Origin of the sequence: uncultured Oscillibacter sp. (assembly GCF_910584465.1) — a bacterium.
Classification (GTDB): domain Bacteria; phylum Bacillota; class Clostridia; order Oscillospirales; family Oscillospiraceae; genus Oscillibacter.
Genome location: NZ_CAJUBK010000063.1, coordinates 1 through 11,936 on the forward strand (window position 1 = coordinate 1; position 11,936 = coordinate 11,936).

Consider the following 11,936-nt stretch of genomic DNA (forward strand, 5'->3'; position numbering starts at 1 on the left):
CAGGACCCCCTGGCGGAGCTGGTGAAGATCGACCCCAAGGCCATCGGCGTGGGGCAGTACCAGCACGACTGTCCCCCCAAGCGCCTGAGCGAGGCGCTGGACGGCGTGGTGGAGGACTGCGTGAACGCCGTGGGCGTGGACGTGAACACGGCCTCGCCCTCCCTGCTCCAGCGGGTGTCGGGCCTGACGGTGGCCACGGCGAAGAACCTCGTGGCCTACCGGGAGGCCAACGGCCCCTTCACCTCCCGCAAACAGATCTTGAAGGTCCCCAAGCTGGGGCCGAAGGCGTTCCAGCAGTGCGCGGGCTTCCTCCGGGTGCCGGGGAGCGCCTCCGTGTTGGACGATACCGCCGTGCACCCGGAGAGCTACGCGGCGGCGGAGAAGCTGCTGGCGCTGACGGGCCACAGCCTGGCGGACGTGAAGGCGGGGAAGCTCCAGGACCTGCCCGCCCAAGTGGCCGCCTACGGCGAGGAGCGGGCGGCGGCGGAGGCGGGCGTGGGCGTGCCGACGCTGCGGGACGTGGTGTCGGAGCTTTTGAAGCCGGGCCGGGACATCCGGGACGACCTGCCGAAGCCGGTGCTGCGCACGGACGTGCTGGAGATGGAGGACCTGCGGCCCGGCATGGTCCTGACCGGCACGGTGCGCAACGTCATCGATTTCGGGGCCTTCGTGGACATCGGCGTCCACCAGGACGGGCTGGTCCACATCTCCCAGGTGGCGGACCGCCGGGTCCGCCATCCTTCGGAGGTGGTCTCCGTGGGCGACGTGGTGGAGGTGCGGGTCCTGGAGGTGGACGCGAAGAAGAAGCGGATCTCCCTGTCCATGAAGCAGGCGAAGTGACCGCTTCCAAAGGCCGTCGCAGATAAGAGACCGCTGAGAAGGGGCCCCTCCGGGGCCCCTTTCGTCTGTCCGTCGAAAAACGCGGGAGGCCCGGGAGGGCCCCCCGCACGATCTGCATCCAAAGCCCCAGGACTTCAAGGGGCCCTGGAGACATGCTCAGCCTGCCGAAAGAACGCTTTCGGCAGGCTGAGCCACCCGGGCGTCATGATACCCGGATGGCGTTGACCGGGCAGCCGTTGGCGGCATCCCGGACCCGGGCCTCCTCCCCCTCCGGCTGGGCGATGACGGCGGAGGCGCTCCCGACGATGCGGAAGACCCCCGGCGCGGCATAGGCGCACATACCGCAGGCGATGCAGCGCTCCGCGTCCACCGTGACGATCATGGACGATCCCCTCCTTCCTGGCTCCCCTCCATGATACCCCATCCGGGCGGATCTGTCCACCCTGGGAAAAACCGGGGGCGCTTCCGGATCTTGTTCACGATCTGTCATTTACTTTCCAGCCGGTTTGTGCTATGGTGGGAGATGTTCGATCACCTTTTCTGCCAGATGGAGGACCCTTATGAAACGAATCTTCCCCAGAGCGCTCTCCCTGTCCCTGGCCCTGGCCCTGCTGGCCGCCCTGACGGTCCCGGCCCTGGCCTCCCCCGCCATGGGGGACGACCTGATCTCGGCGGAGACCCTGCTGAACCGGCAGACCCAGCTCTCCACCAACGTCTTTTGGAGCACGGTCAGCTCGGACTACCGGACCGAGAACCTCATCACCTATACGCCCAACGACGCCGTGACCCCCATCGTGACTTACGGCGGCGTCCTCACGGACCGGACCTCCGTCTCCACCGCCGCCCAGGCGCTGGAAGCGCAGGGGCACCGGGTCGTCGCCGGGATCAACGGCGATTTCTACAACGTGAACAACGGCCTGCCCATCGGCATCGTCGTCACCGAGGGGCGCCTCCGTTCCAGCGACGCGGGCTTCCACGCCATCGGCTTCCGCGCCGACGGCACCGCCATCCTGGGCAAGCCCAGCGTCGCCATGACCATCCGCTACACCGCCCAGGACGGCACCGGCCTGCCCCTGCTGGACGAGACCGGGGCCCCCCTGCTGGACGAGCTGGGCATGCCCCTCTATGACGGCACGGGCCTCATGACCGAGAAATCCCTGCGGCCCGCCGCCCTCAACAAGGCCCGGACGGAATCCGGCATCTTCCTCTATACATACGATTTCAACGCCGCCCATACCACCGGCTGCACCCAGCCCGGCGTGGACGTGGTCTGCACCATCCAGGAGGGGGATCTGGCCCTGGGCGGGACCACCTCGCTGCTGGTGGAGCGCATCGCCGAGACGGGGGAGAAGGACCCCACCCCCCTGGGCCCCGGCCACCTGGTCCTCAGCGCCAATGCCAAGGCCGGGGAGGAGACGCTGTCGGCCCTGCGCTCCATCCCCGCGGGCACGGTGCTGACCCTGTCCCTCGACCCCGCCGATCCCGGCTGGACCGACGTCCAGTACGCCGTGGGCAGCCTGTACTCCCTGGTGGAGGACGGGGCGGTGAGCTCCGGCCTGACCAACGGGGCCGCGCCCCGCACCGCCGTGGGCCAGCGGTATGACGGCAGCCTGGTCTTCTACACCATCGACGGCCGCAGGCCCGGCCATTCCATCGGCGCCACCATGGACCAGGTGGCCCGGCGGCTCATCGAGCTGGGCTGTGCCGACGCCCTCTGCCTGGACGGCGGCGGGTCCACCACCCTGACCGTCACCAAGCCCACGGACCACGCCGCCCAGACGGTGAACCGGCCCTCCGATCCGGCGGGACGCTCCGTGTCCAACCAGATCTTCCTGGTGGCCGACAGCCGTCCCAGCGGCGAGCTGGACCACTTCCATGTCAGCGCGGACCACCCCTACGTCCTGGCGGGCAGCAGCGTGTCCATCTCCGCCGCCGCCATCGACACGAACTACATCCCCATGGACCGGCCTTACGAGCTCTCCGCCTCCGCCGGGGACCTGGTCGGGGACGTGCTGGCCACGCCCCTGGAGGGCGGGGACATCACCGTCACCGCCGAGGGCGGCGGGGGCTGGGGCAGCACCGTGGTCCACGCCGTCAGCACCCCGGACGCCGTGGCGGTCCGGGACGCCCAGGACGCCATCATCGCCTCCCTGGAGGCGTCCCCCGGCGACTCCGTCCAGCTCCACGGCTCCGCCGCCTGGCGCCACCTCCCGCTGAAGGCGGATCCGGCGGCCTTCTCCTGGGCCCTGGAGGGGGACATCGGTACCATCGACCAAAACGGCCTGTTCCAGGCCGAGGCCCTGGGCACGGGGCGGATCACCGTCTCCGCCGGGGACCAGAGCGCCTCCATCGACGTCACCGTCGCCGTCCGCCATCTGGAGGTCCTGGAGGACTTCGAGGGCGGGAGCACCATCTTCCGGGGCTCCGGCGAGCACGCCGACTTCAGCCTCTCCCGGGACGGGAACTACGTCCGCATGGGCCGGGCCTCCGGCAGGCTGGCATACGACCTCACCGAGGGCCCCGCCCGCTGGTACGCCACCGCGCAGCCCGCCGTCCTGGACGCGCCCTACACCGGGCTGACCCTCTGGGTGGACAGCAACGGCTCCGGCAACGCCCTGTCCCTGCTCTACAGCGTCGGCGAGGGCGAGGTCCAGTCCCTGCCCCTGACCACGCTGGACGTCTCCGGCTGGAAGCAGGTCTCCCTCACCGGCCTGCCCACCCCCATGACCATCCGGGGACTGGAGGTGACCGGCTCCGGCAATGGCGTCATCTACCTCGACCAGCTCACCGCCACCTTCGACGGCATCGTGGACAACGCCCCGCCCCAGATCTTAGCGGAGCTCGACCCGGAGGGATGGGCCGTCACCGGGACCGTCACCGACGCCGTGGACGGCATCCTCCCGGCCTCCGCCGTGACGATCGCCTGCAACGGCGCGGCCTATGACGAGGGCTACGACGCCTCCACCGGCCGCTTCCGCGTCGTCCCCGCCGCCGATCCCGGCGGGGCCCACGGGGCCCTGCGGATCACCGTCACCGCCAGGGACGCCTCCGGCAACATCGGCCGGACCTCGGTGGACATCCCCGCCGCCGCCGCGGAGCGGCGCTTCACCGACACGGCGGACTACTGGGGCGCGGACTACTGCGACTTCCTGTATGACAACGGCATCTCCCTGGGCTACGAGGACGGCACCTTCCGCCCCGACGAGAGGCTCACCCGCCTCCAGTTCACCGTGATGCTCTACAATGCCCTGAAGCTCGATCCGGTGGGGTACGTGGACGTGTCCCTGCCCTTCGCGGACCTGGGCTCCATCCCCGTGGAGGCCCTGCCGGCGGTCAAGGCGCTCTATAAAGAGGGCATCGTCACCGGCACGACCAAGGACGGGGCGCCCTGCTTCGACCCCAGCGGCAGCCTGACCCGCGCCCAGGCGGCGGCCATGATCGGCCGCTCCCAGCAAAAGGGCTACGCCGCGCCGGAGCTGTCCTTCACGGACGCGGCTTCGATCCCCGCCTACGCCTCGTTCTACGTCCGCACCATGGTCTCCCAGGGCATCCTGGGCGGCTATGCCGACGGGACCTTCCGCCCCCAGTCCAGCATCACCCGGGGGCAGATGGCGAAGATCCTGTACACCCTGCTGTGAAACACGAGAGGGGGCCCTCCCGGGCCCCCTTCGCGATACGCTCCTCCCCTGCCGGCGCCGTGTCTCCCCCGACAGACCAAAAAGACCTGCCGCTCACGCGGCAGGTCTTTTTTCATGTCCATATGTCCGTCCGCCTCAGATCTCCCTCCGCCCCTCCAGGGCGCGGGTCAGGGTCGCCTCGTCGGCGAACTCCAGGTGCCCCCCCACGGGGATGCCGTAGGCCAGCCGCGTCACCCGGACGCCGAAGGGCTTCAGCAGCCGGGCGATGTACATCGCCGTGGCCTCCCCCTCCGTGTCGGGGTTCGTGGCCATGATGACCTCCCGGACCTCCCCCTGGGCCACCCGCTCCACCAGGGCCTTGATGGACAGGTCGTCCGGCCCCACGCGGTTCATGGGGGAGATCACGCCGTGGAGGACATGGTAATGCCCGGTGTATTCCCGGCTGCGCTCGATCGCGGCCACGTCCCGGGGGTCGGCCACGACGCAGACGGTGCCGCCGTCCCGCTTTGGGGAGGCGCAGATGGGGCAGAGCCCCCCGCTGGTGAAGTTCTGGCAGACGGGGCAGCAGGTGATGCTGCGCTTGGCGTCGACGATGGCGTCGGCGAACTCCCGGGCCTCGGCCTCCGGCAGCCCCAGGACGAAGAAGGCCAGCCGCTGGGCGGACTTGCCGCCGATGCCCGGCAGGCGGGCGAACTGCTCCACCAGCTTCTCCAGCGGGGCGGGGAAATATTCCATATCGGCCTACGCTCCTTCGTCGGTGGTGTCTGGCAGAGGCTCACGGCCCGCCAGCTGATCCAGGGTCACGCCGAAATAGTCCGCGAAGGCGCAAAAGGTGGAGAGGCACGGCTCCCGGTCCCCCGATTCATAGCGCCGGTACGTCCCATAGGCGATCTTACAATTCACTGCGACGACCTCCTGGCTCACATGAAGCCTCTTCCGGCAGGTCTTCAAATTTTCAGAAAATTTCCCCATGTTTTCTCCTGATACCTCTTGATAGTCCCGAACGGCGGGGAAATATCCCGTGTCGCTCTACGCTCCTTCGTCGGTGGTGTCCGGCAGGGGCTCACGGCCCGCCAGCTGGTCCAGGGTCACGCCGAAATAGTCCGCGAACGCGCACAGGGTAGAAAGGCCCGGCTCCCGGTCCCCCGATTCATAGCGCCGATAAGTGGTATACGCGATCTTACAATTCACAGCGGCGACTTCTTGGCTCACATGAAGCCTCTTCCGGCAGGTCTTCAAATTTTCAGAAAATTTCCCCATGTTTTCTCCTGATACCCCTTGACAGTCCCAAACGGAATGGATATACTGAAATCATCCCAAACAGAACGTGTCAAAAGGAATGAATATTATGGATAACTTCATGGATGCCCTCTATTCCCACGCTCAGGATACCCAAGTCATACGCTATCTCCAGACCCCGCGGTACCATCAGGCCGTCGACGGCCTGGAGGAGGGCTGGGCCGCCTTCCGCTCCGCCCTGACGGAGGGCCAGCGCGGCACGCTGGACGTCCTGCTGTCCCGGGAGAAAGACGTCGGCCTCCTGGAGGACGAGGCGTCCTTCGCGGCGGGCCTCTCCATCGGCCTGGACCTGGGGCGGCTGTAGGAGGCGTCAGACGCAGGGGCTGCCCGCCCGCCGAGGTGAGCGGCCGAGCGGGGAGAGGAGGGAGCCGATCCCCCGCGCTCCAAAACCCCCGCCCGCACCACGCCGCGGGCAGGAGACATCCTTGGGACCGGGGGGCGCCGCCTGCGCGTCCCCGCGTCTTTTTCTCTTTTGGACCGTGCACGGCCCGTTTTCTCTTTTTCTGGGCCGCAGAAAAAGAGAAAATGGGGGGTGCAAAGGACCAGCCATCTTCATGGCTGTGCCCCTCTGAGCTCCGCGATCCTCGCCGGGATATCGTCGGCCTTATAGACGGCGCTCCCCGCCACGAGGACGTCGGCCCCCGCGTCGATGCAGGTCTGGCAGGTGCCGGGGGCCACGCCGCCGTCCACCTCCAGCTCGCAGCCGGGGCGCCTCTCGTCGATGAGGCGGCGCAGGGCGGACACCTTCGGCATCATGTCCGCCATGAAGGACTGCCCGCCGAAGCCGGGCTCCACGGTCATCACCAGGATGAGCTCCACCTCCTCCAGGAACGGCAGGGCCGCCTCCGCCGGGGTCTTGGGCTTCAGGACGATGCCCGCCCGCTTCCCCTTGGCGTGGATCTTCTCGATGGCGGCGTGGATCCCCTCCTCCGTGTCCGCCTCCACGTGGACCGTCACCAGGTCCGCCCCGGCGTCGCAGAAGCGCTCCACGTACCGCACGGGCCGGTCGATCATCAGGTGCACGTCCAGGGGCAGCTTCGTGGTGGGCCGGATGCACGCCACCACCGGGATGCCGATGGTGATGTTGGGGACGAACACGCCGTCCATCACGTCCACGTGGACGTAGTCGGCGGAGGCGATGCGCTGGATGTCCCGCTCCAGGTTCGCGAAATCGGCGGAAAGGATGGAAGGCGCGATCTTGATCATAAAAAGCCCCTCATTTCTTTGGATACGGCGGCGGGAGGGCCGGGACGAGGGGTCCAGGCCCGGTGGCGGGGACGCACGGCGGCGCATAGGATAGCTCGAGCGGCCGAGACGCCCCCAACTCCGCGCAGCGTCCGCCCCTGGGTCCGGCGCCGCCGCTTTTTCGAATATAGGGGACCGGCCCGCTGGGACACACGCCGAGCGGGCCGGTCCTCCCTTAGTTTAGCAGGATCCCGCCCCAAAAGCAACCGAGGGCCGGGATATTTTTCTGCCGCGGGGCGGGGCATCCAGGAAAATTGTTGCGATCGCATCTGGTAAGATCCGCGAAACGCGATATACTATATCAGAACGGACTTTGAGGAAGGAGGCGGCGGCATGGCGTATGATGTGGTGATCGTGGGCGGCGGCCCGGCGGGGCTGTCGGCGGCGCTGAACGTCCGGGCCCGCGGGAGGACCGCCCTGGTGGTCTCCAACCCCCTGGAGGAGAACCCCCTCTGGCGGGCGGAGGCGGTGGACAACTGCCTGGGCCTCCCCGGCCTCTCTGGGGAGGGGCTGCTGACGGCCCTCCGGGACCACGCGGCCTCCGCCGGGGCGGAGTTCCGGGAGGGCCGGGCCCTCAGCGCCATGCGCTCCGGCGGGAGCTGGTACGTAGGCGTGGGCAGCGACCTGGTCCAGGGGACGGCCGTGGTGCTGGCGGCAGGCGCGGTCCGGGGGGCGAAGCTCCCCGGCGAGGCGGAGCTGCTGGGCCGGGGCGTGAGCTACTGCGCCACCTGCGACGGGATGCTCTACCGGGGCAAACGGGTCGCCGTGCTGGGCTGGGCCCCCTCGGCGCGGCAGGAGGCGGACTTCCTGGAGGGCATCGGCTGTCAGGTGGTGTACCTCGACAAGCCGAAGGGATGCTCCATCCAGGGCGGGGACAAGGTGGAGTCCGTCACCGCCGGCGGCGTGACGGAGCGGGTGGACGGCGTGTTCCTCCTGCGGCCCGCCATGGCCCCGGGGGACCTGTTCCCGGGCCTGGCCCTGGAGGGCGGCTATGTGGCGGTGGACCGGGCCATGGCCACGAACCTCCCCGGCGTCTTCGCCGCGGGGGACTGCACCGGCGGGCCCCTCCAGATATCCAAGGCCATCGGCGAGGGCCAGGTCGCCGGGCAAAAAGCCGCCGCCTTCGCGGCGGCGGGAGCCGCGGAGGGACGCGGGGGGGCCGGATGACGGGAAGGAAGGCCATGTGCGGGGGACCCAGAAAGGGTCCCCTGCACGATCCGGATCGGGAGCATCCGGGACTTTTTTGAAAGTCCCGGATGCTCGCCCGGCCGGCCGAAAGGGCTTTTCGGCCGGCCGGGCCGCCGCCTTCGCGGCGGCGGGGAGATAGGACATCGAGGAAGTAAAGGAGACGAACGATATGGCAGTCAAGCATGTGAAGACCGCGGAATTCGACGAAGTCATCGGCGGGGCCCCTTTGGCGATGGTGGATCTCTGGGCGCCCTGGTGCGGCCCCTGCCGCATGGTGGGCCCGGTGATCGAGGAACTGGCCGCCCGGTACGAGGGCAAGGCCGTGGTCGCCAAGGTCAACGTGGACGAGGAGCCCCGGCTGGCGGAGCGCTTCGGCGTGATGAGCATCCCCACGGTGATCTTTTTGAAGCAGGGCCGGGAGTTCGACCGGAAGGTGGGCGCCTATCCGGCGGAGGTCTACTCGGAGACGCTGGACAAGGCGCTGTGAGGAATGAGGCGAGGATGCCCGGGATCCCCCGATCCCGGGCATCCTCCGTATTTACAGGCCGGGGGAAATGTGCTACACTATCCTCCTGGACAGGAGGGATGCTATGAGCCGGGAAGATGTTTTGGCGCTCTTGCGGGGAGAGGAGGGCTTCCTCTCCGGCCAGGAGCTGAGCCGCCGCCTGGGCTTCAGCCGCGCGGCCGTGTGGAAGGCGGTGGACGCGCTGCGGCGGGAGGGCTATGGGATCGAGGCCCGGACCGGCCTGGGCTACCGTCTGCTCTCCGCGCCGGACGCGCTGACGGAGGTGGAGATCCGGAGCTTCTTGGGCCGGACCGCCGTCGTGGGCCGGGAGCTGCGCTGCTTCGACGAGCTGGGCTCTACCAACGACTATCTGAAGGCCCTGCCCCAGGCGGACGCGCCGGACGGCCTGGCCGTCACCGCCGACAGCCAGACGGCGGGCCGGGGGCGGATGGACCGCTCCTTCCAGTCCCCCAAGGGGGCCGGCGTCTACCTCTCCGTGCTGCTGCGGCCCGCCCTCCCGCCGGACCGCCTGCCGCCCATGACGGCGCTGGCGGGCGTGGCGGTGTGCGCCGCCGTGGAGCGGGCCTGCGGCCTCCGGCCGGGGCTGAAATGGCCCAACGACCCGGTGCTGAACGGGAAGAAGCTCTGCGGCATCCTGACGGAGGTCTCCCTGGAGGCGGAGACAGGGCGTCTGCAGTCCATGGTGCTGGGCATCGGGATCAACGTGTCCCAAAGGGCGGAGGACTTCTCCCCGGAGGTGCGGGAGGTCGCCACCTCCCTGCTGCAGGAGCTGGGGGAGCCGGTCTCCCGGCCCCGGCTGGCGGCGGCGCTGCTGGAGGAGCTGGACGCGGCCTATGCCGCGCTCCTGGGGGGCGACCTTTCGGCGTACCTGGCGGCTTACCGCCGGGACTGCGTGAACCTGGGCAGGACGGTCCAGCTGATCCCCTTCGCCGGCGGGCGGGAGACCGCCGAGGCGGTGGACATCGACGAGGATTTCAGCCTGGTCGTCCGGGGGGCCGGCGGGGAGGAGCGGACGGTCCGCTCCGGCGAGGTCTCGGTCCGGGGGCTCTGGGGCTATACGGAGTGAGGGCGATCCCTGCCCCGCTCCGCGGCCGGTCCCCCCGCCGGGGCCGGGAAGGACGATGTTAGGAGATGGTCTGTATGGACGAGAAAAGCAAACTGCGGGAGCTCTGGGAGCTCTTCTGGACCTTCGCCAAGATGGGGGTCATGACCTTCGGCGGCGGCATGGCGATGCTGCCCATCCTCCAACGGGAGGTGGTGGACGCCAAGCACTGGGCCACCGAGGAGGAGCTGGCGGATTACTACGCCATCGGGCAGTGCACGCCCGGCATCATCGCCGTCAACACGGCCACCTTCATCGGCCAGAAGTACGGCGGCATGGCGGGGGGGATCGTCGCCACGCTGGGGGTGGTCTTCCCCTCCCTGGTCATCATCTCCGTCCTGGCGGGGCTGATCTCCAACTTCGCGGACCTCAGCTGGGTGAAGGACGCCTTCGCCGGCATCCAGGTCTGCGTCTGCGTGCTGATCTTCAACGCGGTGCTCAAGCTGCTGAAGAAGTCCGTGGTGGATAAGCGGACGGCGGTCATCTTCGTGCTGGTGCTGCTGGGCGGCGTGTTTTTGAAGGTCTCCCCGGTGTGGTTCGTCGTCGGCGCGGCGCTGGCGGGCATCCTCTTGAAGGGCCTGGAGGTGAAGGCGTCATGATCTTGTGGAAGCTCTACTGGGAATTTTTCAAGACCGGCCTCTTCGCCGTGGGCGGCGGCATGGCGACCCTGCCCTTCCTCCAGTCCATCGGCGAGTCCACGGGCTGGTACACCTACGGCGACCTGATGAACATGCTGGCGGTGTCGGAATCCACGCCGGGCCCCATCGGCATCAACATGGCGACGTATGTCGGCTTCACCGTGGCGGGGATCCCCGGGGCGCTCGTCGCCACCATCGGCGAGGTGACGCCCTCCATCATCGTGATCTTGATCGTGGCGGCGGTCCTCCACAGCTTCCGGGACAACAAGTACGTGGACCACGCCTTCTACGGCCTCCGCCCGGCGTCCACGGGCCTGATCGGCGCGGCCTGCGTGGCGGTGATCCTGGAGGTGCTGACCAGCATCCAGATCGCCGCCGCGGAGGGGAGCTTCGTGAAGAGCGACATCCTGGTGGGCGCCGGAGGGCTGTTCGACGTGCCGGGCCTGCTGCTGGCGGCGGTGCTGCTGGTCCTGACCAACTGGGTCCCGAAGGTGAAAGGGCTCCACCCCATCGTGTTCATCGGCCTCTCGGCCGTGGTGGGCGTGGTCTTCGGCTTCGCCGGGGCGTGACAGACGGAAAAACGAGAGGGGCCCTTCCTGGGTCCCTCTTGTTCCAGGCCGTCGAAAAAGTCTTTTCGACAGCCTGAGCAAGTTTTCAGGACTTTTAAATAAGGCCTGAAAACTTATTTATTGAAAACGAAAGGAACCCTTCCTGGGTCCCTCTCGTTCCATCATCTCTGATACTCGAACTCGAAGCCGTCCATGGACACGGTGTCCCCGTCCTGGATGCCCATCTCCTCCAAGCGCCGGAACACGCCCGCGTCCCGGAGGGTGCGGTCGAACCACATCCGGCTCTCGTAGTCGCCGAAATTGACGTTGGCCATGATCCGCCGCAGCCAGGGGCCCTCCACGAGCCACACGCCCCCCTCGTGCTGGATGTCCAGGGGCGTGTCCGCGTCCACCTTGGGCGCCCTGGGCACGTACTCCGGCTCGTACACCGTCACCGGCGGCAGGACCGACAGCCGCTCCGCGATGCCCTCCACCAGCTCCCGCGTGCCCTTGTGGGCGGCGGCGGAGATCTCGAAGAGGGGATAGCCCAGCGCCTCCACATGGGCCCGGAGGGCCTCCAGCGCCTCGGGAGAGGCCATGATGTCCGTCTTGTTGGCGGCCACGATCTGCGGCCGCGCCGCCAGGTCCGGGCTGTAGCGCGCCAGCTCCTCGTTGATGGCGTCGAAGTCCGCCGCGGGGTCCCGGCCCTCGCTCCCGGAGACGTCCACCACATGGACCAGCAGGCGGCAGCGGTCGATGTGCCGCAGGAAGTCGTGGCCCAGGCCCGCCCCCTCGCTGGCCCCCTCGATGATGCCGGGGATGTCCGCCATGACGAAGCTGACGCCCTCGTCCACCCACACCACGCCCAGGTTGGGGAACAGGGTGGTGAAGTGGTAGTTGGCGATCTTGGGC

14 protein-coding genes are annotated in these 11,936 nt (G+C 68.6%); 8 read left to right on the forward strand and 6 right to left on the reverse strand.

From position 1 onward, the window contains the following. Positions 1–840: helix-hairpin-helix domain-containing protein (locus tag QZ332_RS11445; protein ID WP_295765496.1), on the forward strand; the 840-nt coding region annotated here is incomplete at its 5' end. Between the two features lie 202 nt (positions 841–1,042). Here QZ332_RS11445 and QZ332_RS11450 read toward each other — a convergent pair. Beyond that, a complete protein-coding gene (locus QZ332_RS11450; RefSeq protein WP_295765498.1) occupies positions 1,043–1,222 on the reverse strand; it encodes a ferredoxin in 180 nt (59 codons plus the stop codon). A gap of 178 nt (positions 1,223–1,400) precedes the next feature. Here QZ332_RS11450 and QZ332_RS11455 point away from each other — a divergent pair, with 178 nt between their 5' ends. Continuing rightward, positions 1,401–4,478 (forward strand): phosphodiester glycosidase family protein, encoded by a 3,078-nt coding sequence (locus QZ332_RS11455; protein WP_295765500.1) that lies wholly within the window; start codon positions 1,401–1,403, stop codon positions 4,476–4,478. A 135-nt stretch (positions 4,479–4,613) separates the two neighbouring features. Here the strand turns inward: QZ332_RS11455 and recR are convergent, their stop codons facing one another. The 3 genes from recR to QZ332_RS11470 are packed head-to-tail and all read right to left on the reverse strand — an operon-like array spanning position 4,614 to position 5,738. Continuing rightward, positions 4,614–5,213: a recombination mediator RecR gene (gene recR / locus QZ332_RS11460; protein WP_295765502.1), complete on the reverse strand. Its 600-nt coding sequence runs from the start codon at positions 5,211–5,213 to the stop codon at positions 4,614–4,616. Positions 5,214–5,219: 6 nt separating this feature from the next. Further along, complete coding sequence (locus QZ332_RS11465) at positions 5,220–5,450, reverse strand: helix-turn-helix domain-containing protein (protein WP_295765504.1); 231 nt, start codon at positions 5,448–5,450, stop codon at positions 5,220–5,222. Positions 5,451–5,507: 57 nt separating this feature from the next. Next, entirely contained in the window at positions 5,508–5,738 is a 231-nt protein-coding gene (locus QZ332_RS11470) for a helix-turn-helix domain-containing protein (protein WP_295765505.1), read from the reverse strand. 88 nt (positions 5,739–5,826) lie between these two features. On the opposite strand from QZ332_RS11470, the gene QZ332_RS11475 reads away from it, so the two are divergent. Further along, complete coding sequence (locus QZ332_RS11475) at positions 5,827–6,081, forward strand: hypothetical protein (RefSeq protein ID WP_295765507.1); 255 nt, start codon at positions 5,827–5,829, stop codon at positions 6,079–6,081. 248 nt (positions 6,082–6,329) lie between these two features. Here the strand turns inward: QZ332_RS11475 and rpe are convergent, their stop codons facing one another. Next, complete coding sequence (gene rpe, locus QZ332_RS11480; RefSeq protein WP_295765510.1) at positions 6,330–6,983, reverse strand: ribulose-phosphate 3-epimerase; 654 nt, start codon at positions 6,981–6,983, stop codon at positions 6,330–6,332. 372 nt (positions 6,984–7,355) lie between these two features. Here rpe and QZ332_RS11485 point away from each other — a divergent pair, with 372 nt between their 5' ends. From QZ332_RS11485 to QZ332_RS11505, 5 genes are all read left to right on the forward strand, one after another. After that, the gene (locus QZ332_RS11485; protein ID WP_295765512.1) at positions 7,356–8,189 is read left to right on the forward strand and encodes an NAD(P)/FAD-dependent oxidoreductase; all 834 of its coding nucleotides are present in this window, start codon (positions 7,356–7,358) and stop codon (positions 8,187–8,189) included. 190 nt (positions 8,190–8,379) lie between these two features. Next, on the forward strand, positions 8,380–8,697 hold the full coding sequence (gene trxA / locus QZ332_RS11490; RefSeq protein WP_295765514.1) for a thioredoxin: 318 nt from the start codon (positions 8,380–8,382) through the stop codon (positions 8,695–8,697). 103 nt (positions 8,698–8,800) lie between these two features. Next, entirely contained in the window at positions 8,801–9,802 is a 1,002-nt protein-coding gene (locus QZ332_RS11495) for a biotin--[acetyl-CoA-carboxylase] ligase (RefSeq protein WP_295765516.1), read from the forward strand. A gap of 92 nt (positions 9,803–9,894) precedes the next feature. Beyond that, a complete protein-coding gene (locus tag QZ332_RS11500; RefSeq protein ID WP_295765522.1) occupies positions 9,895–10,437 on the forward strand; it encodes a chromate transporter in 543 nt (180 codons plus the stop codon). Continuing rightward, positions 10,434–11,045, forward strand: a complete 612-nt coding sequence (locus QZ332_RS11505; protein ID WP_295765517.1) for a chromate transporter — start codon at positions 10,434–10,436, stop codon at positions 11,043–11,045. Before QZ332_RS11500 ends, QZ332_RS11505 begins: the two co-directional genes overlap by 4 nt. 161 nt (positions 11,046–11,206) lie before the next feature. Here QZ332_RS11505 and cgtA read toward each other — a convergent pair. Then, a partial coding sequence (gene cgtA, locus QZ332_RS11510; RefSeq protein WP_295765519.1) for an Obg family GTPase CgtA occupies positions 11,207–11,936 on the reverse strand: 730 nt, incomplete at its 5' end.

Bases quoted from the DNA above. Each gene is read 5' to 3' on its own strand.
- QZ332_RS11450 (WP_295765498.1), bottom strand. From the start codon at position 1,222: ATGATCGTCACGGTGGACGCGGAGCGCTGCATCGCCTGCGGTATGTGC.
- QZ332_RS11455 (WP_295765500.1), top strand. From the start codon at position 1,401: ATGAAACGAATCTTCCCCAGAGCGCTCTCCCTGTCCCTGGCCCTGGCC.
- recR (WP_295765502.1), bottom strand. From the start codon at position 5,213: ATGGAATATTTCCCCGCCCCGCTGGAGAAGCTGGTGGAGCAGTTCGCC.
- QZ332_RS11465 (WP_295765504.1), bottom strand. From the start codon at position 5,450: ATGGGGAAATTTTCTGAAAATTTGAAGACCTGCCGGAAGAGGCTTCAT.
- QZ332_RS11470 (WP_295765505.1), bottom strand. From the start codon at position 5,738: ATGGGGAAATTTTCTGAAAATTTGAAGACCTGCCGGAAGAGGCTTCAT.
- QZ332_RS11475 (WP_295765507.1), top strand. From the start codon at position 5,827: ATGGATAACTTCATGGATGCCCTCTATTCCCACGCTCAGGATACCCAA.
- rpe (WP_295765510.1), bottom strand. From the start codon at position 6,983: ATGATCAAGATCGCGCCTTCCATCCTTTCCGCCGATTTCGCGAACCTG.
- QZ332_RS11485 (WP_295765512.1), top strand. From the start codon at position 7,356: ATGGCGTATGATGTGGTGATCGTGGGCGGCGGCCCGGCGGGGCTGTCG.
- trxA (WP_295765514.1), top strand. From the start codon at position 8,380: ATGGCAGTCAAGCATGTGAAGACCGCGGAATTCGACGAAGTCATCGGC.
- QZ332_RS11495 (WP_295765516.1), top strand. From the start codon at position 8,801: ATGAGCCGGGAAGATGTTTTGGCGCTCTTGCGGGGAGAGGAGGGCTTC.
- QZ332_RS11505 (WP_295765517.1), top strand. From the start codon at position 10,434: ATGATCTTGTGGAAGCTCTACTGGGAATTTTTCAAGACCGGCCTCTTC.